We start from the raw sequence: 23,813 nt of genomic DNA on the forward strand, positions 1-23,813 counted from the left end.
AGGAGAAGCAGATGCGATCGCGATCGTAGTTCTTGTCGGTTGGGTAGAGCGTAAGCGAAACCCAACAGGCTCTTAGGAGAGAAAATCGGGGCGGGCGCGAGTCGCATCTGGGTGCGATCGCAACAATAAAGATGAAACCCGCCCCTACAGATATCTTTTCACTCTACTGGACTGACACAGCTAAAATTGTGGGATAGGTTTTATGGTTAAATCGGGCGCACGTCGGTGCGCCCCTACGGTTTCTTTGCCATAATTCTAAATCATCAAATATAGTATCCATCTGATGCCTTAATGGGCTTGGTGACTGCTATAGCAGACATTGAGGTTTTGAATATAATAGCAAGCAATGAAAATTCAAATCAAAAATCTTGGTGTTTTAAAGCAAGCCGAATTCACGCTTGGCGATTTGACAATCATTTGTGGTGGTAACAATACTGGCAAAACCTACGCCACTTATGCCCTGTTTGGTTTTTTGTATAGTTGGCGGCAGATATTTTCTATCGAGATCGACCCTGATAAAATCGAACAATTACTGGCAGAAGGTGCAGCTCGTATTGATATAACCGAATATATTGAACAAGCTCAACAGATTGTTCTTCAAGGGTGTCAAGACTATACCCAGCAATTATCAAAGATTTTTGCTACATCAGCAGACCGATTCAAAGAAACCGAATTTCATGTGAATTTGGACACCAAACATATTCAGCTAAACAGTCGATTTGAGCGGAGAATGAGTACCGCGAGTTCAGATATTTTTTCAATGACTAAAAGCGAAGAAAGCACAGAACTCGTTATCACCCTTTTAGTTGAACAAGAAAAAGCAAAGATACCAGTAGATATTATTGAACGGATTATTGCTGATGCCCTTAAAGACATCATCTTTGCCCAACTTCTACCTAACCCTTTCATTGCCAGCGCTGAACGGACAGGTGCTGCCATTTTTCGCAAAGAGTTGAATTTCGCCCGTAACCGCTTACTTGAAGAAATGGGTCAGGCTGATCAGCAGATCAATCCCATAGAGATTTTATTCAAAGATTATGAAGATTATGCACTGCCAATAAAAACCAATGTGGAGTTTACCCGAAAACTAGAAAGCCTTGTCAAAAAAAGCAGTTTTATTGTTGATAACTATGCCGATGTATTGTCAGATTTTGCTGACATCATCGGCGGTGAATATTCCGTCAGCCGTAACGATGAGCTTTATTACCAGCCAAAGGGAAAACGAGTCAAACTTGCCATGGATGAAAGTTCCAGTGCTGTGCGTTCCCTTCTATACATCGGTTTTTACCTGAACCACGAAGCCCAGCCCGGTGATTTACTCCTAGTAGATGAACCCGAGCTAAACTTGCATCCCGAAAACCAGCGCCGCATTGCACGGCTCTTTGCTCGACTGGTGAACCTTGGTATTAAGGTTTTTATCACCACCCACAGCGATTATCTTATTAAAGAATTGAATACGCTGATCATGTTAAACCATGACAAACCACATCTTCAGCGTATTGCTAAAGAAGAAGGTTATCAGAAAGCGGAACTGCTCCGTGCTGAAAAGGTTAAAGTCTATATTGCAGAAGAAGCATGGATACAACTAGAGGGAAAGACGAAAAAATCTAAATGCCAAACCCTTACGCCAGCCAATATCGATCCAGAATTTGGTATTGAAGCCCACAGCTTCGATAGAACTATTGAAACAATGAACCGAATTCAGGAAGCGATTGTCTGGGGTGAGGAGTAATGTCTGATATTGCTATCCTCAAAGAGATGATTAAAGACACCGCGACAGTGCCATTAACGAAAAATAATTACGGCAAAAATCAAGTTATTCTCGAAGAAGCAAGTGACTACTCTGTCACGGTTAATGGGATGCCCGATAATGATCAAGTTATTGTGATCAAAACAGATGCTTTTAGCGCATCTAATGCCGTTTTCAAAGGCAATCGTGGTGAATGCAAACGTGCAGATTTTGTCATCATTGCTGACACGGACACTAAAAAGCGCATCATCTTTATTGAACTTAAAGCGAAGAAAGACTCAGAGACAGAAATTATACAGCAACTGACTGGCGCACAGTGTTTTGTGGCGTATTGTCAGGAAATCGGGAGAAAGTTTTGGCAGCAAAAAAGTTTTCTTGACAATTATCAGTCTCGTTTCGTTAGTATCGGTCATATCAACGTTCCCAAGAGAAAAACACGCATCGAACGGTCAACTGACAATCATGATAGTCCTGAGCGGATGTTAAAAATTGACTGGCCCGATTATATTGAATTCAATCACTTGGCTGGACGGAAATAAGCGCTGAATCATACTAGAGAATGGGTATCACTTCACAGTAGAGATGGTTCAATAAGTATTGTGGTGAACGTAGGAAGCAGTAGGAGACACAGAGCGCGATCGCGAACCGGCGTTTAGGCGCGATCGCACTTTGCTAACTAAGCGATGGTAAGATTGACTGTGGCAGTAGCTGTGCCACCATTACCATCTAAGATAATATTGGTGAAATTATCGTACCGATGTGCGCCCGGAAAATTTAGCGAATCGAAATAAAATCCGCCTCACTCAAGAGGTTAGCATTCACTCCCTGGAGAATTGCTAACGTCTCCTGTTCAAAACCAATCAGCGTATTTTTTCCATCTTGAGTAATCGATAACTGACCAAAAGTGAGACCCTCGGCTAAGCCAATTAAATCCTCACCGTCTTGGAAATCAACAATTGTATCTGTACCTTCATTCATAGCAATGATAAAAGTATCGCTACCACCACCACCAGAGAAGTCATCCCCTGTGAGGGTATCATGACCGAGACCGCCGCGCAGGATGTCATCCCCATCATCCCCCCAGATTTGGTCATCGCCAGCTTCACCCCAGAGTTAGTCATTACCGCCTTTGCCACCGATGCGGTCATTGCCCTCACCACCGAAAATGATATCATCGCCACCGATACCAACTTGGGGGGAGCGTTGGTTCAAGTCACCGCGTAAGACATCATCCCCGTCACTGCCGAAGATGGCGTTTAGTTCAGACAAGTTGAGTGAAGCCTTGAAACCTTCGCTGTGACCAAACACCACATAAGTTTCTCCTGCCGCCAAGTTACCATTGGGGTCAGCACCGAATGCACCAATAATCAAGTCATCAATGCCATCCCCATTGATATCTCCTGCTCCACTGACCGAACGACCTGAGCGATCCCGCTGATCAATGCCGTTGATGACAAAGCCATTGCTACCATCCAATTCACTAAGATTCAAAAATGCAGTTGCCATAGTGTTGATCCTTTCGTTAATTTCGCGCTTCTATGGTTCTATTCGTCCCAGAAGCCACTGTTTTCTGCACAAGGGTGAGAAAATGGGGAATACTGTTAAGTTTTGTAACAAAAACTGGAGTTTGGCATAATCGTCTCACCATTGACCCGACTACTAGATCAAAGCAGATGATTTGATCAACCAGAGTTATAGGGATTCGAGTGTCTTGATATTATGGTGGGTAATCAGCAACTCAATGAAGAACTCAGGCAGGTAGTCATCAAAGCACAACAGCATCCTGCTAATACGAAAATGCGGCAAATGAAAAGACGATTTATTGATGCTATTAATGAGACATTCAGCTCATTTGTTAAACCTAGCAATTGTTGCAATAAAAGACTGGGCAATGAAAATCTAGAACAAGTTGTAGTATCAGACTTAAATCCTCTTGGCTCTTCTAGAGTGGTTATGATAAATTACCTGATACTAGTATTCAACAGGCTACATTCCATGAAACATAAGAAAATTGCATCTGTCATACTTTTAGCTTCCATCCTCATTGCCTATCCTACATCTGCTCAGAATAAAGAAACTTCTCGGCGGGAACTATACATTCTTTGCTCAAAATTTCCCCTAAATTCTCAATGTAAAGGACTAGAAATTCCCATTCCCTTAGATGAACGCAGTGGTGAAGAGGCTGGCTGTTCCTTACTTTCTGGCAATAGTAATCAAAGTGGGAAGTGCAAGGTAGTGGCAACAGAAGAAAGTTTGACTGTATACCTGGAGGATGAAGAAGGAGAACCCATTGAGTTTTTGGATAACCAACTTCCCAGTTTAGAGATTAAAATCTTTTTTGAGACTGTCTTTGCTCAGAATTACCAAATTTGGAATAAAGTTCACAGGTTAGAATTTGGCTACCTTGTGAAACCCGATTCTAATCAAGGCAATCGCACCAAATTTCTAACAATTCTCACCAATGAAAACCTCCCAAATTCTCTAAACACTCAACTCAGTCTAACTCCTACATCCGCAGAACTCTTATCCCAGAGCCAAGTAAACACTCTCTCAAATTTCTCTTCTCCAGTACAGCGATTATTAGAAACTAAAGAATGTATACGGTGTGATCTACGCGGTGCTGACTTGGCTGGTGCTAATTTAAATGAGGCTAACTTGGAAGGTGCGAGTCTGCAAGGAGCCAATCTACAAGGTACCACACTTGTGAGAGCTTACCTGGTTGGCGCGAACCTCAGCCAAGCTAATCTCACTGAAGTGGTTCTCACAGGAAGTAATCTCACCTTAGCCTCGCTTACTGAGTCGAGCTTGGAAGGTGCAGACCTGAGTGCTGCGAATCTACAAGGTGCTAATCTACAACTGGCTAATCTCAAGGGAGCCAAATTGATTGCACCTACTTTGATACAAGATGCTGATCTAAGAAATACCAACTTGGAAGATGCCAACATTCAAGGTGCAAACTTGGAAAGAGCCAACCTAGAAGGAGCAAATCTGCAAGGATCAAACCTCAGCGATATTTCAATTCGTTTGCAGGATATACCTGGTAATTACAGTTTTGGTGAATTTTTGCTTGATCTTGCAATTGGTTTTCCTATTAGCAACAGAGGTACAAAATTTTACACTAACCTACGTAATGTGAACCTGAGAAATGCGACCTTGACAGGGGTTAACTTGGAAGATGCCTTACTAGACGGTGCAGATTTAAGCAATGCCAATCTCAGTGAGGCAAAATTGAATGATGTGGATTTATCAGGTGCAAACTTGTGTGGTGCAACTATGTCTGACGGTTCTACTTCCAATCTAGGCTGCTAGTATCTGTTTGTGCCATTATGCCAAAGTCCAAATCCGTTCAAGGGTGTACATTGTACACCCACTGATTGTCAGGTTATCTTTTTGCGCTTACGCATAAACCCAAAATCTTCAACAGCAGCTTTTTACCTTGATTATTCTTTGGGCAGTTAATTACTGGACTTTAGACTAAATTTTGGCATTTGAAGAAACTGAATTACAAGCAACGAAGGCTTGAAACCCAGACCCAAAGGGCTATAGAGTCTTGGGAAGGCTCTGTTGAATTAGTCTAAAGTCCAGTGTTAAGTTTTCTTTGCAAAATTCCTTTTTGGCATAAAATAACTCTTAACCGTCAGAATTAATAAACGAAGGTTGAGCAAATAAAGAAGTACTATCCGTTACTATGACTCGAACTCGCTTATTTACCCAACTCACGCTAACGGTTGTCACCCTTCTGGGATTAACCTTTACCTCATCCCTTGCCCTTGCCAATTTCTTAGCTTTCTCACCCGTATTTACCCAAACTCAGAATACTTCAAAGGCTGAAGCCGATAGACTATTACAGCAGGGGATTCAGCAACGGCAAAGGAGTCAATTCCGGGAGGCGATTGAGTTTTGGCAAAAGTCTTTATCTATTTATCAAAAAATTGGTGATAGGCAAGGTGAAGCGGCTTCCCTCAATAATTTGGGATCAGCTTATCAACGTCTATCCCAATACGAAAAAGGGATTGAACTTTATCAGCAAGCTTTGCCAATCTTTCAAGAAATTGGCGATAGGCAAGGTGAAGCTAGCTCTCTCAATAATTTGGGATTAGCTTATAGGAATCTATCCCAATACGAAAAAGGGATTGAATTTTTTCAGCAAGCTTTGCTAATCTTTCAAGAAATTGGCGATAGAAGAAGCGAAGCGGGAACTCTAAGCAGTTTAGGACTAGTTTACCGCGCCTTAGGACAAGAACAGAAAGCCAGAGAATTATTTGAGCAATCTCAAGCCATCAAGCAAGAAATCGGGATAGATTAAAATAAAGAGGCTCTTTTGGACTTACTATGCCCATTGGTGACAAGCATCTCAAACGCTTGTCGGAAAATCCCGCGATCGCCCCAAATCCGGGTAAGCGTCTCTTATATGTCTTGCCGAACCGTCTGGAGAAACTGTTGAATTAATTCAACAGTTTTGGGTGACGACGCGATTAGCGGTAAGATGGGAGCCAGAACAAAACAGGGATTCATACTGGATCAGCCTAGTATCCAAGCCTTTGAACGGAAACCAAAACCACCGAAGGAAGGTTAATCGTGCAATCAGGAATGAAATGGATTAGTGTGTTCGCCCTCTCCTTAAGTATATGGGGATTAGGATGTGGGGTGGCAATAGCAGCCGAACCCAGTCTGGGGAGTTCTTTTAAAGAGTGGTGTCTGAACGGTGGGAGCTTGTCAGATGAAACGAGAAAAACAGTCTATATACTGTTAGAACAAGCAGGCACAAGTGATTGTTCTCAAGCTGATGCAACTCTGTTGAGTCGTACTGAGCTTCAGCTCTGGGACAACTCAATAACAGATATTAGCCCTTTGGCTGGACTTTCCAATCTGACTGTACTTAATCTTGGCAGGAACTCAATAACAGATGTTAGCCCCTTGGCTGAACTTTCCAATCTGACCAAGCTTTCCCTCGGCTCCAACTCAATAACAGATATTAGCCCTTTGGCTGGACTTTCCAATCTGACTAAGCTTTACCTTGACTCCAACTCAATAACAGATGTTAGCCCTTTAGCTGGACTTTCCAATCTGACTGAACTTTTCCTGAGCAGCAACTCAATAACAGATGCCAGCCCTCTGGCACAACTTACAAATCTGAGGAGGCTTTTCCTTGGAGATAATCCCATCGCACAGCCAACTTGCCCAGTCAGTCCCCCAGGTGTTTGCTCTTTTTCCCCCAGGTGTTTGCTCTTTTCTGTAGAGGGATCTGAGACTTACTGTATCAAATTTCAGGATTTTTAGCAGAGTAACACAACGCTATTCACTTACTCCCTCAGTTATCCTTTCTAATAATTTTACCCTCTGGCATTAGACCATAAAAACACCCCTTCAGCCCAAAAAAGGAGTGATACAGAGGTGAGGAGCGATCGCGACTTTCTCAAAAAATTGAAACACTGTCTGGTTGTGGGTTTGACGGGTTTTGGGAGTGCGATCGCCTAAAAGTACACTTTGCCTTTAAATAATTTATAGACTCTCAATATCAAAGAGAAATTAAAGATGAATTTTAAAAGACGAATTGAACATTGGTTTAATCAGAATTTTGATGTAGTGCAACGCCATCAATTTAACTGGGAGATTAGACCCAAGTCTGCTCAAGGTTGTGTTTCTAGCTGTTTACTATTTGGGCTGATTTTTTGTGCATTATTTTGGCTCACCATCAAATTTTATTCGATTGTGTTTTCGCTCGTAATGACTCGCTTAGGCATTGCCCCAAGGTTAGGAATCCCTTTAATCATTACGGTTTTTTTCGGATGCTTCATCAACCTGCCGCTCTATCTGGTATTACAATGTCAGGGTCGCAGATACTATAAATTCCTGCCAGTATTGATATCGCTTACACCCGGTTCTTACATCCGTTCTTACATCGGCTTAAATGTATCAGGCGGTTTGATTCCCATCGTTTTGGCGCTCTATCAATTTCATCGCACTCAACCTTTAGCTATTTTAATCGTGATGACAATTGTTGCACTGATTAGCTATTTTTTTGTCACTGTATTACCAGGAATAGGGATTTATTTGACTTTCTCAGGTTTTTGGATTATAACACTCATAGCTGTTTTTGCATCAATGATATTCATAGCTGCTTTTACAGAAATGGGATTAGTGACAAGTGGTGTTGCTCGTCTTGATGTTCCAGTTGCTTTTGCTGGAGGTGTCTTAGGAACAACTATTGGGTGTGATCTACTGCATCTAAAAGATCTTCATGTTAATAGGGTGGCAAGTGTACTAAGTATTGGTGGTGCTGGGTTAGACGATGGAATCGCCAAGTGTGGTATTTCTGCTTTAATTATTGCTGAATGGCTTCCGGTTGTCGGTGAATTAATTTCCTTTAACTGAGGTTGTTCACTACCTCAGTGCTTGAGGAGGTAATGGTAATTTTCGCCCACCATTGCCTTTCTCCACAACGGATGCCCAACAAGGATTACAAAACTTCATACAGTGCCGTTTTCTTTTGTTCGACTACTTATAACCCTCATATCGTAATAAACGGGATAATCTGGAGGCGAGAGTGTATCAAAGCCAGGAAATGAAACGGATTAGTTTTATCACCCTCTCCTTAAGTCTGTGGGGATGGGGATATGGAGTTGCTATAGCTGCCCAACCCAGTCTGGGGAGTTCTTTTAGAAAGTGGTGTCTCCAACGAGGCAGTTTATCAGCCTCTTTAAGAAAAACAGTTGAGGTACTGTTAGAAGAAGCAGGCACAAGTGATTGTTCTCAAGCCGATGAAATTCTGTCGAGTCTGAATTATCTTGTCCTTGGCTATAACCAAATAAAAGATGTAAGTCCTCTGTCTGGACTTACCTCACTAACTGAGCTTTACCTCTGGAACAACCAAATAAAAGATGTAAGTCCTCTTTCTGGGCTTACCAATTTGACTGTGCTTAACCTCAACAATAACAAAATAACAGATATCAGTCCTCTGTCTGGACTTACCTCACTGACTGGGCTTATCCTCGGTGGTAACCAAATAAAAGATGTAAGTCCTCTGTTGGAACTTACCAATCTGGGTTATCTTGTCCTTGGCAATAACAAAATAACAGATATCAGTCCTCTGTCTGGACTTACCAATCTGACTATACTTATCCTTGACAATAACCAAATAACAGATATCAGTCCTCTGTCTGGACTTACCAATCTAGGAGGGCTTATCCTCAACTCTAACCAAATAACAGATATCAGTCCTCTGTCGGGACTTACCAATCTAGGAGGGCTTCACCTCAACTCTAACCAAATAACAGATGTCAGTTCTCTTTTTGAGCTTACCAATCTGAGGAGGCTTCACCTTAAAGACAATCCTATACCACAGCCAATCTGTCCAATCAGTCCCACAGGTTTTTGCGAGTTATGACCATAACATTTCATTTCCTATTACGATAAAGTTTATTTAGCACGGATGGGTAGTCCAGTATAAGGTGACTTTGACGTCGGGACATTAGCCGGAACCCAAGCACTGGTTGTGCAATTAGGCGGTGAAGTCAATCCAATTAATCTTACTTCAACCGTTGAAAAGCCGTCCACAATAACGTAAAAAGTCTGTTTCTTTATTTATTCTTGAATAAAATCCTCAATTGTTTGTTTGACTAAGAGCGCTTCATTTTCGTTAAAAGTCGCCATTAGCAGACACCTTTCTCCGGAAGATAACACTAAAAATAAGGCATAAGTACTAGGTTCATCTATATCACTAGATTCGTATTTATTTTGTTCAATATTATTAATTTTGCTAAGTTCGTACTGTTTGATTTTATTTCCATGCTTATCAATAAATGTATTAGTTGCTTTACTTAATGTAAAGCTTCTACTTTTAGCGTCATAAATCATAGATTTAATAATAGAAATTAACCTGGAAATCCACATATATGTGAACAGTAAAATAAAAATGTACGCGCCTATGAACTGTTGTTCTTCTTCCCAGTTAATGCGTTTAAGGATTAAAGAGGATTCATTAGAGTTAATGAAACTGTTAATTTCTGAGGCAAGTGTGGCTACAGCCTCATGGTTACTAGATTCATATATAATATTAGAATTTAAAATATTAACACGCCCATCAACAATCACTAAAGCTACCGAGTGGTCAGTAATTAATATAGCCTCTTTAGTCAATCCCGTTTTAATAATGGGTTCTTTAATAAGACCAAAAAGTTCATCATGAGTGTACTCGCATTCAACCAAGGTAGCTTCAACTCGATTGCAAGAAAGAGTAAAGATGTTAAAGGGAGATAAAAGAAGACCCACCAGAGCGAACGCTACAGCCCAAAATGGTGAGAGCAAGAAAAAAGCAAATACTTTGTGTAGCCAGGTAGCTTTTTCTCTTTGAATAACTAATTCATTGGTAGTTTGCTTGCTAACATACATGGTTGTATTTTTGGTATGGTTGTTTAGAAGTTAAAGACCACTACATCTGTTGTACTCTATACCTTGAAACATTTCCGGAAAGAAATCAAAAATTTACCTAATGCTTGTAACTTTTGACCTAAGGTAATTTAGGCAATGTTGATTAAACTATTTTTGCTTCAAAAAAAGAACCAGAGGTTGGATAAATCATTCTCTGAGGCACTGTCTATGTCTGAGGTATTGTCTCTGAAATTGGACTCCGTATTCATTACCTCAGTGGATATCCCACTTTGATTACCTAAGATAGGGACTTCCCCGGCGGTTTGAATGGGCAAATCCAACCAATCACTTAACTCAACGGCTAGCCAGTCTAGCTCCACTGGAGTCAATTGGCGTATTCCCCCAATCAACGAGCCTTTTTCCAGTGCATAACATTGATTCCCTACCCAGATATTCAGTCCACTATACAGAAGTTTTGGCTTACTGGTCTTTTGCATGGTGTCGAAGTATTCTTTGTAGGTGACGCGCTCAAGTTTGATGATATCTTTGGTTGGTGATGAATATCTTTTTTTAATACCTAACCAGTTCCTAGTTAAGTAAATCTCTCTTGGCTCAATGGACAACTGAATCTCTTCAAATATTTTGCCAATAATCTTTATCCATATTGACGAAACTATCCACAGCGTAAATGGTGCAACCAATAATAAAGTTTCAAGTTTCCAAAAGCCTAACAGTAAGAGAAGACACCAGAAGCTCGTTTGCTTCAACCCAGAAAAAATAACTTGGAGTTTCTGTTTAAGGGGAAGCGGAGAAATAACAATTTGTAGTTGGTCATCCGTTTTAGTTAGAACAACTCGGCTACCCCTAGGCTTTACGTGAACCTTTGCTAAGGACTGTAGTGTCAGTTGCTCCTTTTGTAAAGCATCCAAGGCTGACCGAGCATTCTTGAATCGCTGACTAAGATCGGGTTGAATTAGTAATTTAAGCCAGGTTTGGAACGGCTTACTGGCGAGTCGTTCCCCCTCAAACCGAATACAACCGTTGCGGCTGGGTAAATCAGCGGGATGGGTTCTAGTTAGCAAGTCAATTAATGTAGCACCCAAGCTATACAAATCTGAGGCAGGAATTGTCTTGCCACCAAACTGCTCAGGTGGCATATAACCATAGGTACCGACGACTGTAATCGTGCCACCATCTGCTACCGTTTGCACTGAGCCAAAATCAACGAGATAGACTTGACCAAGACTATTCCCACTGCGATCGCCCAACAGAATATTGCTTGGCTTAATATCCCGATGAATGACAGGTGGTTGGTGGGTGTGGAGGTAATCCAAAATTTCTAATAATTCCTGGGCAATTGCCCTGAGATCTGCTTCACTGAAATGACGCCCAACTTGCATCCAGTCCTGGAGCGATCGCGCCTCAATGTAACTTTGCACTAGGGCGAACCCTTTGCCTAACTGGGTATCAACCTCAAAGGAGTCAAGATACTGAGGAATTAATGGATGATCAAGAGCCTTGAGAGTTTTTGCCTCTCGTTCAAACAGTTTCAGATCCTCCCAAGTAAAATCCGGATCAAGCAAAAGTAATTTGATCACAACGGGCGAATGGGTTTGTAAATCACTCGCCAAAAAAGTCCTCCGCCCTCTTTGGCGACCGAGCATGGATTGAATACGGTAGCGATCATTCAAGAGTTGATTAATCATGTCTTATACCCCACATTCCTTTAAACGCTAACTGTAACCGCTTGAGGGTTTGTTGCAACACCTGCGAATGTACTTGCTTGAGTTCAGGGATGTCTTTTTTGGCTTGAGTCAGGTTTTTGCACTGGCTAGCATAGGTGGGTGCTGGTTTATCAGCTGGTATGATGTACTCATATTGAAGCGAACAAGCGTTAACTTGGCGTGGCACTTTAGTTTAACCGCCACCGCCACCTCCACCTCCGCCACCGCCACCGCCACCACCGCCACCACCGCCACCTCCGCCACCGCCACCGCCACCGCCACCGCCGTCGCCACCACTACAGGGGATAGTTACTTCAAATTCGCGATGGTAAAAACAGTTGTTACAATCCAGAGTCACTCGCTTTCTACCCTTGTAAGAGGTTGGATAAACCAAGACTTGAGACCGAGTTTCGAGCGCCAGCTTTCCACAACGCGGACATCGGCGGGGAAGAACTTTCATGATAGCTATACCAATGACTGGTAAGCTCCAGAGCAGATAGATAAAAAATTGTTGAATATCAAACCTAAATTGCTGCCATTGAGGTTGAGGAAGATTCAAAACCGATGAGGGAAAGATGATTTGTACTTCGAGTTCCTGCCCAGGTAGTAATGCTTGACTGGCAACAAATTCAAAGGTTTTACTATCAAGAGTGCGACGAGTAGCGGGAATTCCATAGGATGTGTAGCTTTTGACTTGACCTGAGAGGACTTCGGGTAAGTGAACAGTAACCGTACCCGATAGAACAGATACTTGGCGCTCCGCAAAAATGGCTTTCCAGTAAACCTGGGTTTTGTCACCATTGACTTGTATCCCGCCGATGACGCGATACTTGAGTACAAAAACATGAGATTCAGGTGGGTTCAGAGGATGCTGCCAGCGAATCCAAAGTTGATTGTTTTCAATTCCTGTCGTCGTCGCTAAAGGTTGCCCGTTTTCTGTAACTGTAACATCGGTAATTTCATCCACCTTGTTCAGAGGGATGTAGCGATATCGTTCGTTGGTGTAATCATCGGTAAAAACATAATGCTGTGTTTCTGTCACCCACATATCACCATTGGGTTGAACATCCATTTCTACATTGATGGAATCCCAGTAGAAGGGAATGTCTGATGCAGTTGAATGGGTGATTGGAATTAGAATCGTCACGAAAACTGCCATGATTACAATGGCGATTCGGTGAAGTTGTCGAGAATTCAACATAATCCGATTTGACCTGCTTAAAATCTTGTCTTTCAAGTTATTCTGAGTCACTGAGACGCTACATTTCCTGGTAACTGATTAATTGATCTCAAGCAGGGAATAACAGAGCAGAGTAATCACCAATGTGCCGAAAAAATTCAACACCAAACCCTCACGTACCATGCGACTGATAGGGAACTTTCCTGTACTGTAGACAATCGCATTGGGAGCTGTAGCGACTGGCAGCATAAAAGCACAACTAGCGCTAATCGTGGCAGGAATCATCAGCAGGGTTGGCTCTAATTTGGCAGCCAATGCCGCTGCACCCAAAATTGGCATCAGCAGGGTGGTTGTTGCTGTATTGCTAGTGACTTCAGTCAGAAAGGTGACAACTAGGCAAATAAGTGCCAGTGTTAACAGCATCGGCAAAACTGACAGATTCGATAGCAATTGTCCCAAAGACTCGCTTAAACCTGAAGCCGAGAAGGCATTGGCAATGGCAATCCCGCCGCTAAAGAGAATGAGTAAACCCCAGGGTATGCGCTCCGCTGTTTCCCAGTCGAGTAGTTTACCCCCTTGACCATCAGGTAGGATGAACATCACCACAACCATGAACAGTGCCACCGTACTGTCCCCCACTTCTGGCGTACCCAACAGCCGACTCCAGCCACCAAAGGGTTCAATGCGCGTACTCCAGGCTAGAGCCGTGATCACAAAGATAATCAGTACCCGTTTTTCGGCAGCGCTCCAAGGATTGAGTGTGGGGAGTTCCAGCGTTGATTTACCCCGCAAATGCCGCGTCAGCCACAGCCAAGTTAAAGGCACCATTAACACGACGACAGGTACACCCAATTTCATCCAGTCTAGAAAACTGAAAACCTTGCCGGTAATTTCTTCGTACTGGGCAAGAAAAATGACATTAGGCGGCGTACCGATAGGAGTACCAATCCCGCCAACACTCGCTCCATAGGCGATTCCCAGGAGTAACGGCACTTCCAGCCGTCGATTGGCACACTGCTCTAGTACCGCTACGGCTATTGGTAGCAGCATCAGTGTTGTGGCGGTGTTCGATACCCACATACTCAGTAGGGCTGAAGCCAGCATGAATCCTAGCACGAGAGTTTTGCCCCCATCCCTGCCCACGAGACGCACCATCCCAATAGCTAGACGACGATGGACTCCGCTTTTCTCAATCGCCGTCGAAAGCATAAATCCGCCGAGTAGTAACATGATCAGGTGATGACCATAGGCAGTGGCTACCTGTTTGTCGCTCAGCACACCAGCGCCGGGAAACACCGCAAACGGGATTAGCGACGTAGCCGGAATCGGGATTGGCTCGAAGCACCACCAGACGGCACAGAGTACGGTTACGGCTGCAGTCCAGCACTCATCCAGGGATTGATTCACCAGCCGCAGCCAGACAAACACAATCGTTGCTAGAACTGGACCACCAATTAACGCCAACCTCTGATAATTCGCTTTCATAGTCAAGATTGAATTTCGCGCTTGTATTTTTCTATTCGTCCCAGAAGCCGCTTTTTTCTGCACAAGGGTGAGACAATGGGGAGTAAATCGGGAATAGTGTTAAGCTTTGTAACAAAAACTGGAGTTTGGCATAATCGTCTCACCATTGACCCGACTACTAGATCAAAGCAGATGATTTGATCAACCCGAGTTATAGGGATTCGAGTGTCTTGATATTATGGTGGGTAATCAGCAACTCAATAAAGAACTCAGGCAGCTAGCCATCAAAGCTCAACAGCATCCTGCTAATACGAAAATGCGGCAAATAGCGTTAACCCGGTTAGTCAATGCTATTCAGCGTTCCGGTAAGCTTTGTCGTCCCTATTCGGGTCAGTTTTCTGGGTTGTATGAGGATATTTATAGTTCCGCCTGCAATCGGACGTTTCTTTATATCTGTCAAAATATTGATAGTTATAATCAGAATAGAGGAGAAGTAATAGCATGGGTTAATTTTATCATGAAAAGACGATTTATTGATGCTATTAATGAGACATTCAGCTCATTTGTGAAACCTAGCAATTGTCGCAACAAAAGACTGGGTGCTGAAAATCTAGAACAACTTGTAACATCAGACTTAAATCCTTTTTTATCTTCGGAAATCATCTTCTGGATCAAAGAAGATCCAGATGGTCTTTTTCAAGCCACACATATCTCGAATCATACAGAGGTCAATTTTCAATATTTAGTGATCAAGAGAATTGAAGGATATTCGTGGCGAGAATTATCCGAGCATTTAAAAATACCACTGTCAACCCTAAGTCGATTTTACGACCGTTGCTTGACTCGGTTTTCTTCCCATTTGCGAGAATATTTGTATTAGTTATTTTAGTCATTAATTCAAGACGGTAATCATGAATGACATCTTACCCAAACCAACATTCAGTGTAGCGTTAACCAAGTCCGTACATTATCGGGCAAACCAGTTGGCAAAACAGCAGTCTAATCCTAAAATAGCGCAACAAATTTACCTTGCTATTCTCGCCATAAATGCTGTTAATTTTTACTGTCAGTGTATGGGAATTGAGACATATTTATCAGGAAATTGCAGCCAAAATTTAGCAAAATCAACGCCTACAGACATTGCCGATTTATTACTCAAAAATATAGGGACAATAAAGTGCCTTCCAGTCTGCTCAGAGTCGCAGGTGGTTAAGATTCCTGCTGAACTTAAGGGAAACCAAATTGGCTATTTAGTTGTGCAGTTCAACGAATCTCTCACCGAAGGAACACTACTGGGATTTGTCAAAACAGTGAAAACATCAGAGTTACCGTTGATTCAGTTAGGTTCCCTGGAAGACTTTCTGGAGGAGATAGAAACCCTGATGACACTAATCAACTTGAGTCAGTGGTTTGAGAATATCTTTGAGGGAGGTTGGCAAAATTTTACCGCCGCGTTTAAACCCTCAGCACCGCAACCCGCATGGCGTTTTATGCCAAAGCCACGTCAAGTCACTCCTGTTTCTCACAACAATAGGCAAGGAAAGGACTCAGAGAGTTTTCCAAGTCAATTGGGAATGAGGAGGTCTAGAGTGACAGGAGTTAAACCCATAAAATTAGGCACAAACCAGACGGATTACGTCCTAGACTTAGTTGTCAGTTTAACCGAAATCGTCGAGAAAAAAATGGATATAGAAGTGCAAATTCATCCCCGCGATCGCGAAACTCTCCCCCTGGGTCTAACCTTGAGCATAATTGATGAAGCCGGACAAGTGTTTTCCGAACGTTCAGCCAGGATCAATTCGACTATACTCACCAAACGATTTCGCGGTAAACTCAAAGAACAGTTTACGCTAAAATTATCGTTGGCAGAAGCCAGCTTCACCGAAAACTTTGCGGTCTAACGGCGTTGAGAGTGAAAGGAGTCGGTAATGAGTCGAGTGGTATGTTTAACCCTTGATGGTGATGTTGACAGGGGAATTCGAGTCATCCTGGAATGGGGGGAGAAAGGTTACTCTTACCAAGGGAGAATTAGCGGACGTTTACCGGCTAACCCTGAGATTACCCAACTCTATCAACATTGGCAGATCAATTATCGCCAACTTGAGGAAATTTACCGCAGTCCCCGCTTAGAAGAACTCCCTGATTACAATACCTCTAGAGAGGACTGTCAACAAGTCGCGGATCAGTTGAAAGAGAAGATCAACCAATGGCTCAACGCGACATCCAATGAATTTCATCGCATCCGGGAGAATTTAGCCGTTCAGTTAAATAACTATAAAGACAATGACATTCGAGTCTTGATTCAGACTGACAACCCTCAGCTTCAGCAATTACCTTGGCATCTCTGGGATTTTTGGGAACGTCACGGTTCGGTTGAAATTATCTTAAGTACGTTTGAGTATCAGGCAATTCGACAAAAACAACTAAAAAACCAAATCAGACTCTTAGCTATTTTCGGCAAAAATGATGGAATCGATATCATCTTTGACGAACAAGTTTTAAAGAAAACACCGGGGATAGATTCCTGCTTGCTTCAGAAACCGACACGAGATCAGTTAGAAAATAGGCTTCACGATGAACAAGGGTGGGATATCTTCTTCTTTGCGGGTCATAGTTCTACCGAAGAGGATGGTAGCACAGGTAGACTTTATCTGAATGAAACGGAAAGTCTGACCGTTGATGAGTTACAAAACGCTCTATCAACTGCCATAAAAAAACGTTTGAGTTTAGCTATTTTTAATAGCTGTGACGGATTGGGGTTAGCTAAGGTGTTAGCTGACTTAAAGATTCCCCAAGTCATTGTGATGAGAGAACCCGTACCCGATGAAGTCGCCCATAAATTCCTGACCTTTTTTATCGAGAACTTTTCCCAGGGTGTCTCCCTTCAGAATGCAGTTAGTATCGCTAGAAAAAGACTGGAATCGATAGAGGATCGACTGCCTTACGCGACCTGGTTACCTGTGATGTATCAACATCCAACTGCCGCTTCTTTTACCTGGACTCCACCAAGGAATAAGTGGCAAAGGCTTGGTTTAAGATTTGGCTTGGGATTAGCCGTCGTTTTATCTACACTGATGAGCTTTGATAAACTTGCCATAGAACCGGGGAAAACTTGTCCTCCCCATCAGGGGGACTCGATAAGTTGTGGAGAAGAAATTCTGCTGCAACGTTTACCCCCACGGTTAAAGGAAAGGGGGGTCAAATTATTAGCGGAATCGAAGTATACAGAAGCGATTGAGTTGCTTGAGAAATCATGGCAGAAAGAGAACAGAGACCCGGAAACATTAATTTACTTAAACAATGCGCTGCTGCAAGCCCAAGGCGCAAAATTCTACACCATTGCTGCTGTCGTTCCCGTGATTCAAAGGCAGAATGAATCTACATCCGTAACCGATTCAGAATTAGCTCAAGAAATTTTGAGGGGCGTTGCCCAATTACAAACGGAAGTCAATTTGGGTCTCTTTGAGGGTAAGGAAAAACTCGTTGAGAACTTTCCCGGCTATAAGTTTCTGCCCAAGCAAGCGATTAAGAATCAGATAGGTCTGAGAGTTGTCATAACTGATGATAGTAATGATACAGAAGCCGCCAAGCAAAGGGCAGAGGCACTGGTGAAACAGCAAGAGATTCTGGGTGTTGTCGGACACTACACTAGCGAGTCAACGGTAGCCGCGATTGATGTTTACCAAGAAAACAAATTGGTCGTGATATCTCCGGGTACGACTACTGAAGAACTGACAGAAGAGCCGAAAGATGTTTTTTTTCGGACTGTTCATAGTAATCGAGTGGAGGCAAAGTATTTAGCCGATTACCTACGTAACGAAGCGGGTCAAAAACAAGCGGTTGTCTTTTACAATCCCAATAGCCCCTTCACCAGCTCGCTGCGACAGGAGTTTGAAACTCGGTTCAAAGAAAAGGGCGGAACGGTTGTTAACGTAAAAGAGTTTAATTTGTCGAAGAAGAATTTCAATGTCGAAAAAGCTATTACTGAAGTCAACCAACAAGCTGGGGAAACAGCGCTGGTTTTACTTCCAGATGGTCAAGTGACGGATTCTCTTTTCCATGCCATTGATTTGGTCAAGGTTAATAATGGTGATAATTGGATAGTAGGAAGCTGGTCTCTCTACGGTCCGAAGAGTCTCGCCATTGCCGATTTAAAACCCTTTGACAAGTTCGTTTTATTTTCGCCTTGGCTGGGCTTGAGTAGTCCCAATCAAGAATTCATTCAAAACGCTCGTGACTTGTGGGGAGGAGAGGTTAGTGCGAGAACGGCTCTCACCTATGATGCGGCTCGTGCCCACAGGCAAGCTTTAGCCATGCAAGATAAACCTACACGCATAGGCATGAAAGAAACATTAATGGCTTCTAACTTTAGTGCTGAAGGAGCAACCGGAACCATTAAGTTTGAACCGAATGGTAATCGCTGGAATCCGCCAGGATTATTAGTACAGGTTGTACCCTGTAGTAACCGACATTACGGTTTAGCATTTGTTCCGATTGAGTCTCCCTATTGTCGGTAACCCGATTAGTTAGAGCGCCTCTAAAATAGCCAATCATATCATGTCCTAACGATTACCCATAATTAGGACAGACGCTCCAGACGCTCCAGACACGGAGACGCGGAGAAATTTTTATTAGGGGTGTTTGACCGGACATGATATCAGTAGAGACGTTCCGGCGGAACGTCTGAGATCAGGGAAATTCCGTTGTCGTTAATCCCGCCTTAAATCTCCCCGATCATCACTGGGATCATTGGGCATTTGCGGTGTTACGGCTGGATTGTCTACAGTTTCCTCAGGATTGCGATCGGCAATATAACCGGGTTTCATGGCTAAATCCTTTGGGTCAACCGTTGGAGTTTGCTCTGAAGCCTTTTCCTGTTCCGGTGATGTGTTATTTGGGTCTGAACTCATTACAGCCTAATCGTTTCAACAGCTTTACCTTAACCCCTTCATCGGCAAAGCTGTACTATCGCAAGGCAGAAATTCTACCTTTTTGCACTAGAAACCGGATTTCTCGTGAGGATAACAACTCCATATCAACCTTTCCCCCCCAGAAACCGGGTTTCTCTTGACCGATGTCCTACATTCTCACCACGTCAAAGTGCAAAGAGCATAACACAGGTGTCAGAATAGACTCCAACTCTGATTACCGCCCATGTAGTTGAAGAGAATAAAAGGAAACCCCACAAGATAGTGGGCAACTACAGGACCAGAAATACTTCTGAACTTCCAGTAATTTTTCCCCCATAGCCAGCCCAACAGCCAGGTTCCAGCCACGATTAGAACACTACGAAAGTAAATGTGGGAGAAAGCAAAAAGACTGGCAGAGCAGAGTATCACAGCTCTCTCATGAGAGCCAATTATTTTTTCTAACATCAGGAAAGCGAATCCTCTCCATACCAGCTCTTGAAATACCGACATACCCAAATACCAGCCATAGTAACTGAACTCTAGATACAGAGAACGAGGATAACCTAAAAACCAAGGGAGCAAAGCCAAAAAGATACAACCTAACAAAAGTACGGACAAAGTAGAGGGTAGTATCTCGCGTACTGATGAAAGCTCTAGCGAAAGCCCTAGTTTATGTGGAGCAACTCTGTTGATAGACACATAGATCATCATGACGACTGTTGGAAAGCCGCCTAGGGTGAGAAAGAAAAACTGTCTGGTCAAAAAATCTGAATAGAGCAGCAGAGAGGGCACGACAAAAGCAATGAATAATAGCCAGATTTCTGGTTTCAATACTTTTATTTGTTGTAGCCATCTGAGTTTAAACACAATTAATCCCCTTAGAACAGGAAATTCGCGATCGCAAAAAAGCCGAAGCTGAACTGGAAAAGGCAAAAGACGTTGCCGAAGCTGCCAACCGCGCTAAAAGCACCTTCCTTGCCAACATGAGTCATGTATTGCGATCGCCCTCACTCTCCCTCCAAGATTCCCAGCAGGATTCTGACTAAGCTATCCAAGTCATCCGGTACTTTAAACAAATTGATATCTTGAGTAATTTGTTGTTGACGGCGTTCCAGTTTACCAAACCGCCAAACATCACCCATTGTCACCGCCCCATAAAACACATTTTGTTCCTCAATATGGGATAGAGCAATTAACTCAACAGCTAACTGAGTAAATCCTCTAGTCAGGTCATCATTTTTGGCTTCAACAACGACCAAGTTATTCCTTGAACGCAATAGATAATCAAGATTGCCCTTGAGCCAGTTGTTGACGGTTAAAGGATATTCAATTCGCATTTGGCATTGGCAATAACAAATCACCTCCAACATAATTGGAGATACTAATGTTTCTCTTCGGGCTGTTTCATTACTAAGACTGATAAAAGGCAAGACAGTTCTTATTTTTTGCTTGAGTTCTGGCAGTCGGTCTAGCTGCTTAGTCGTTTTAGGTAGAGATAACTCGGCTCTTGCGAGTGAGTAGTCGAACTCAGCTAAAATATCATCCGCTTCATAGGGTAACTCGAAGTAAGACCGAAAAGTGTAGGACTGACCCTCTTGCAGGATTTTGATTTTCGCCATAGCGCGTTCACCTTCTCCACAATTTCCATCATGACTTTTAACGGGACTTATAGTAGGGACACGATCTGTCGTATCCCTACCGATCGCACATTTTGAATAGATGGATGCCTAACGCGCCGCTTTAGCTCTAGATGTCTCCGGCGGCATACTCTCCAGACTGAGGGGTACCATATCGCCGTTAAACGTCAGTCCTAATAACATCGGTTCCTGGGGTTGAATAAACTTGCCCGTGAGGACACACCGTTCTTCTTGCTGCGCGGTAGCCCGAATGCTGGCTCTGATATCGTAGACGGAAAAGTTGGGTCGATAATCGCCTGACTTATGCTGGACATAGTTCCAGAGGATATCTCGAATCAGGGCTTGATAGCCTTGGTTGCCTGACAGATCCTTGAGCTTCTCCTTTAACTCTCTCTCCAAGCGGATACTGGTGACTTCCATGTCAGTGGTTGAAGTCTTAGGCGCAGTACGTATCATGTTTTTTTCCTCAACAATGTGGACAGGTTCGTAATACAAGTGTAGTATTTAAAAAGCAGTATTGAAACAAATTACCTCCTGTGAGCCTTCATCTATCCTTCTCCACCCCTTGCCCTGATACCAGTCGCCTCGGCGATTGGCGCTCAGCGGGTTTGTCGGTGGAGTTTTTTATTGGGGATGGATATCGCTGGATAGAACAGGGTACAGCCCAAATCGGAACCCTCTTTAATTCTGAGGCTGAGCATTTAACAACCATCAATCCAAAACCGGATTACAACAGCGGGAGGTACAGGCGCATCCAAGCCGTACCGATATAGGACAAGAAAACCATACCGTTTTTCAAATCCCCCGCTCTGACTCAAACAGCAGCGGGGTTTCTTATACCAAGGAGTAAAAAGCGTGACGAGTGTAACTGACGGATTAAGGCGTTCAGTGGTGGTGTTCTCCAAGAACTACCTACCCCTCAGTCGAGTCAATATGAAGCGGGCGGTGACGCTTTTGATTACGGGCAAAGCCGAACCGCTAGATTGGTTGAGTGGTCAAGGATATCCGGTGCATTCACCCAGCTTAGTCTTGCTGGTTCCCGAACAGATTCGCTTGACCAAAGCCAATTGCGATCGCGTCTGGAAAGTCCCGCCCGTAAATCGCCGGGAAGTCTTACGTCGGGATAAGCATCGTTGCCAATACTGTGGTAGCCCAAAACGGCTCACCCTCGACCATGTTATCCCCCGCTCTAAGGGCGGAAACCATCGTTGGGACAATGTAGTTACTGCCTGCCAATCGTGCAATAGTCAAAAAGGCGATCGCACGCCTGAGCAAGCGGGAATGACTCTACTCACCCAGCCCAAAGCGCCTATGCATCCCACTGTGGCATTTGCCGAACAGTTCTGGCGCGAACAGCACGTCCACCTGGAATAATAGGAGATATCAGGTCATGCTGAAACTTACTTATACTGAAAATAGCTTTTACCTCGAGCGTCTAGCGGGGTCTCTAGAGGAATGGGTGACTGCCCGAGTCATGTTGGCTCTACGAGCCGCGTCCAGTCTCTGGGTCGAATCTAGCACCGCCTCGTTTTTACTGCCTGTTGATATGCCTCACTTGGCTGACTTGGAAAAGGCGGTTCGGCAACAACTAATCGATGAGATTTCTCTGTCGATTTGCGATGCTGATTATATCGAAGTCACCCTGAAAGGTACTTGGATGACTTCTAATCCCCAGGGTGAAGAGGGTGTCTTTGTCGTCAAGTTAAGCGATCGCACCGAGTTTTTTCTCTGCAAGCTATGGCAGGAGTCGCAAACTTATGCCTCTGTTACCAATGAATAAGCGAGGGCGCACTACTGACAGTGCGCCTTTTCTGTATCCGTCTTTTTCGGCTAAAGTGAGGCTGATAACCTTGCCAAATAAATAGAGCCATGAATACCAAGGTACTACTCCCATTCTTAATCACCACCTTGCTGGTGAGTGGATCAGCAACACCGAGAATCGGGCGGGCTGAACCCCTGATTCAAGTCGCCCAATCCATTTGGAAACCCTTCTCCTCAGCCGAAGGCAATTTCACTGTCTTAATGCCCGGTACACCTCGCCAAGAACAGGACACAATTAACACTGAATTAGCTCCACTCAACTTGAAGTCATTTACCGTTGAACGTCCTAACGAAGCAAACTACTTGGTAGCTTACTTTGATTTACCGGGGGATTTTAGCACTATGATCCAAACTTCGGGTCAAATCAATGAGTTTTTAACCGGAGTGGTGCTGGGATTATCCGAAAGTATGGCTGGGCAACTCTTAAATCAGCAAACGATTAATTTAAATAATTATTCTGGCAAAGCATTTAGAATGCAGCACCCGGAAGGTGTTAGTGGTAGATATCGGCTTTATTTAGTCAATCAGCGGGTCTATTTATTAGGAGTCGCTACGTCCAAAGAAAACTATTTGCAAAAAAGTATTCAGGGCTTTTTTAATTCCTTCCGACTGGCGGGAGGAGGTACCGGAACAGTTACTCCGGAAGGTGCTACTGGAACAGTTAGTTCCCCTCCAGCTAACCTCAATGCCCAATTGCGACAAGCTGTTTGTACTCAAAACTGGTCACAAGCGATTAATGTGATCAATCGGATGATCGGTCAGATTGACTCCCAAGAGGTTCGGCAACAATTAGTTGATTATAAACAAAAATTGCAAGGATTTGCCAGTTCCGATTCAGTGGTTCCCGCTAGTGAGTTACCCGATTGTTCGCCGGGAAATGGGGGTAATTAGGGGTTGCTGAATAAGTTTTGTGGTGGGTTAGAGAGCAGGGGAAGCAGAGGGAGCAGGGGGAGCAAT

The 23,813-nt window shown here is 43.5% G+C and carries 22 protein-coding genes and 2 pseudogenes; 14 read left to right on the forward strand and 10 right to left on the reverse strand.

Annotation, left to right across the window (positions count from 1 at the left end; genetic code table 11):
- The first annotated feature begins 346 nt into the window (after nucleotides 1-346).
- Together RID53_RS28945 and RID53_RS28950 are read left to right on the forward strand one after the other, a co-directional pair.
- The gene (locus RID53_RS28945; protein WP_446391389.1) at nucleotides 347-1,732 is read left to right on the forward strand and encodes an AAA family ATPase; all 1,386 of its coding nucleotides are present in this window, start codon (nucleotides 347-349) and stop codon (nucleotides 1,730-1,732) included.
- Nucleotides 1,732-2,289: a hypothetical protein gene (locus RID53_RS28950; RefSeq protein WP_446391390.1), complete on the forward strand. Its 558-nt coding sequence runs from the start codon at nucleotides 1,732-1,734 to the stop codon at nucleotides 2,287-2,289. The genes RID53_RS28945 and RID53_RS28950 overlap by 1 nt, the downstream gene beginning before the upstream one ends.
- Nucleotides 2,290-2,524: 235 nt before the next feature.
- On the opposite strand, the pseudogene RID53_RS28955 reads toward RID53_RS28950, so the two are convergent.
- Nucleotides 2,525-3,247, reverse strand: a pseudogene (locus RID53_RS28955) (calcium-binding protein); the annotation flags it as partial.
- Between the two features lie 225 nt (nucleotides 3,248-3,472).
- Between RID53_RS28955 and RID53_RS28960 the strand changes: the two are divergent.
- From RID53_RS28960 to RID53_RS28980, 5 genes are all read left to right on the forward strand, one after another.
- Entirely contained in the window at nucleotides 3,473-5,059 is a 1,587-nt protein-coding gene (locus RID53_RS28960) for a pentapeptide repeat-containing protein (RefSeq protein ID WP_446391391.1), read from the forward strand.
- Between the two features lie 379 nt (nucleotides 5,060-5,438).
- The gene (locus tag RID53_RS28965) at nucleotides 5,439-6,056 is read left to right on the forward strand and encodes a tetratricopeptide repeat protein (protein WP_446391392.1); all 618 of its coding nucleotides are present in this window, start codon (nucleotides 5,439-5,441) and stop codon (nucleotides 6,054-6,056) included.
- Nucleotides 6,057-6,340: 284 nt separating this feature from the next.
- On the forward strand, nucleotides 6,341-7,030 hold the full coding sequence (locus tag RID53_RS28970; RefSeq protein ID WP_446391393.1) for a leucine-rich repeat domain-containing protein: 690 nt from the start codon (nucleotides 6,341-6,343) through the stop codon (nucleotides 7,028-7,030).
- 255 nt (nucleotides 7,031-7,285) lie between these two features.
- Nucleotides 7,286-8,125 (forward strand): DUF1614 domain-containing protein, encoded by an 840-nt coding sequence (locus RID53_RS28975; protein WP_446391394.1) that lies wholly within the window; start codon nucleotides 7,286-7,288, stop codon nucleotides 8,123-8,125.
- Nucleotides 8,126-8,297: 172 nt separating this feature from the next.
- The gene (locus tag RID53_RS28980; RefSeq protein WP_446391395.1) at nucleotides 8,298-9,137 is read left to right on the forward strand and encodes a leucine-rich repeat domain-containing protein; all 840 of its coding nucleotides are present in this window, start codon (nucleotides 8,298-8,300) and stop codon (nucleotides 9,135-9,137) included.
- 197 nt (nucleotides 9,138-9,334) lie between these two features.
- Here the strand turns inward: RID53_RS28980 and RID53_RS28985 are convergent, their stop codons facing one another.
- From RID53_RS28985 to RID53_RS29005, 5 genes and pseudogenes are all read right to left on the reverse strand, one after another.
- A complete protein-coding gene (locus RID53_RS28985; protein ID WP_446391396.1) occupies nucleotides 9,335-10,141 on the reverse strand; it encodes a hypothetical protein in 807 nt (268 codons plus the stop codon).
- A gap of 158 nt (nucleotides 10,142-10,299) precedes the next feature.
- The gene (locus RID53_RS28990; RefSeq protein WP_446391397.1) at nucleotides 10,300-11,826 is read right to left on the reverse strand and encodes a serine/threonine protein kinase; all 1,527 of its coding nucleotides are present in this window, start codon (nucleotides 11,824-11,826) and stop codon (nucleotides 10,300-10,302) included.
- A gap of 10 nt (nucleotides 11,827-11,836) precedes the next feature.
- Nucleotides 11,837-12,022, reverse strand: a pseudogene (locus RID53_RS28995) (RNA-guided endonuclease InsQ/TnpB family protein); the annotation flags it as partial.
- Nucleotides 12,023-12,037: 15 nt separating this feature from the next.
- Nucleotides 12,038-13,003, reverse strand: coding sequence for a DUF2207 domain-containing protein (locus tag RID53_RS29000; RefSeq protein WP_446391398.1), 966 nt, complete (start codon nucleotides 13,001-13,003; stop codon nucleotides 12,038-12,040).
- Nucleotides 13,004-13,123: 120 nt separating this feature from the next.
- Entirely contained in the window at nucleotides 13,124-14,509 is a 1,386-nt protein-coding gene (locus RID53_RS29005; protein ID WP_006105344.1) for an SLC13 family permease, read from the reverse strand.
- Nucleotides 14,510-14,726: 217 nt separating this feature from the next.
- Between RID53_RS29005 and RID53_RS29010 the strand changes: the two genes are divergently transcribed.
- Genes RID53_RS29010 through RID53_RS29020 form a run of 3 tightly spaced genes read left to right on the forward strand, consistent with a single transcriptional unit; the run spans nucleotide 14,727 to nucleotide 19,005 of the window.
- Entirely contained in the window at nucleotides 14,727-15,368 is a 642-nt protein-coding gene (locus RID53_RS29010) for a sigma-70 family RNA polymerase sigma factor (protein ID WP_446391399.1), read from the forward strand.
- Between the two features lie 31 nt (nucleotides 15,369-15,399).
- Nucleotides 15,400-16,389, forward strand: coding sequence for a DUF1822 family protein (locus RID53_RS29015; protein ID WP_446391400.1), 990 nt, complete (start codon nucleotides 15,400-15,402; stop codon nucleotides 16,387-16,389).
- Between the two features lie 27 nt (nucleotides 16,390-16,416).
- Nucleotides 16,417-19,005, forward strand: coding sequence for an ABC transporter substrate-binding protein (locus RID53_RS29020; RefSeq protein ID WP_446391401.1), 2,589 nt, complete (start codon nucleotides 16,417-16,419; stop codon nucleotides 19,003-19,005).
- A 192-nt stretch (nucleotides 19,006-19,197) separates the two neighbouring features.
- Here RID53_RS29020 and RID53_RS29025 read toward each other — a convergent pair whose 3' ends face one another.
- The 4 genes from RID53_RS29025 to RID53_RS29040 all read right to left on the reverse strand — a co-directional run bounded on the left by RID53_RS29025 (nucleotide 19,198) and on the right by RID53_RS29040 (nucleotide 21,491).
- On the reverse strand, nucleotides 19,198-19,398 hold the full coding sequence (locus tag RID53_RS29025) for a hypothetical protein (protein ID WP_446391402.1): 201 nt from the start codon (nucleotides 19,396-19,398) through the stop codon (nucleotides 19,198-19,200).
- Nucleotides 19,399-19,611: 213 nt separating this feature from the next.
- Nucleotides 19,612-20,331, reverse strand: coding sequence for a CPBP family intramembrane glutamic endopeptidase (locus tag RID53_RS29030; protein ID WP_446391403.1), 720 nt, complete (start codon nucleotides 20,329-20,331; stop codon nucleotides 19,612-19,614).
- 74 nt (nucleotides 20,332-20,405) lie between these two features.
- Nucleotides 20,406-21,017 (reverse strand): hypothetical protein, encoded by a 612-nt coding sequence (locus RID53_RS29035; protein ID WP_446391404.1) that lies wholly within the window; start codon nucleotides 21,015-21,017, stop codon nucleotides 20,406-20,408.
- Nucleotides 21,018-21,125: 108 nt separating this feature from the next.
- Nucleotides 21,126-21,491: a hypothetical protein gene (locus tag RID53_RS29040; protein ID WP_446391405.1), complete on the reverse strand. Its 366-nt coding sequence runs from the start codon at nucleotides 21,489-21,491 to the stop codon at nucleotides 21,126-21,128.
- 80 nt (nucleotides 21,492-21,571) lie between these two features.
- Between RID53_RS29040 and RID53_RS29045 the strand changes: the two genes are divergently transcribed.
- The 4 genes from RID53_RS29045 to RID53_RS29060 all read left to right on the forward strand — a co-directional run bounded on the left by RID53_RS29045 (nucleotide 21,572) and on the right by RID53_RS29060 (nucleotide 23,747).
- Nucleotides 21,572-21,808 (forward strand): hypothetical protein, encoded by a 237-nt coding sequence (locus RID53_RS29045; RefSeq protein ID WP_157453381.1) that lies wholly within the window; start codon nucleotides 21,572-21,574, stop codon nucleotides 21,806-21,808.
- An 82-nt stretch (nucleotides 21,809-21,890) separates the two neighbouring features.
- Nucleotides 21,891-22,409: an HNH endonuclease gene (locus tag RID53_RS29050; protein WP_446391406.1), complete on the forward strand. Its 519-nt coding sequence runs from the start codon at nucleotides 21,891-21,893 to the stop codon at nucleotides 22,407-22,409.
- Between the two features lie 16 nt (nucleotides 22,410-22,425).
- A complete protein-coding gene (locus RID53_RS29055; protein ID WP_446391407.1) occupies nucleotides 22,426-22,815 on the forward strand; it encodes an alr0857 family protein in 390 nt (129 codons plus the stop codon).
- A gap of 89 nt (nucleotides 22,816-22,904) precedes the next feature.
- Nucleotides 22,905-23,747, forward strand: a complete 843-nt coding sequence (locus RID53_RS29060; RefSeq protein ID WP_446391408.1) for a hypothetical protein — start codon at nucleotides 22,905-22,907, stop codon at nucleotides 23,745-23,747.
- Nucleotides 23,748-23,813: the final 66 nt, after the last annotated feature.

It is taken from the genome of Coleofasciculus sp. B1-GNL1-01, from assembly GCF_040220235.1.
Taxonomy (GTDB): Bacteria; Cyanobacteriota; Cyanobacteriia; order Cyanobacteriales; family Coleofasciculaceae; genus Coleofasciculus.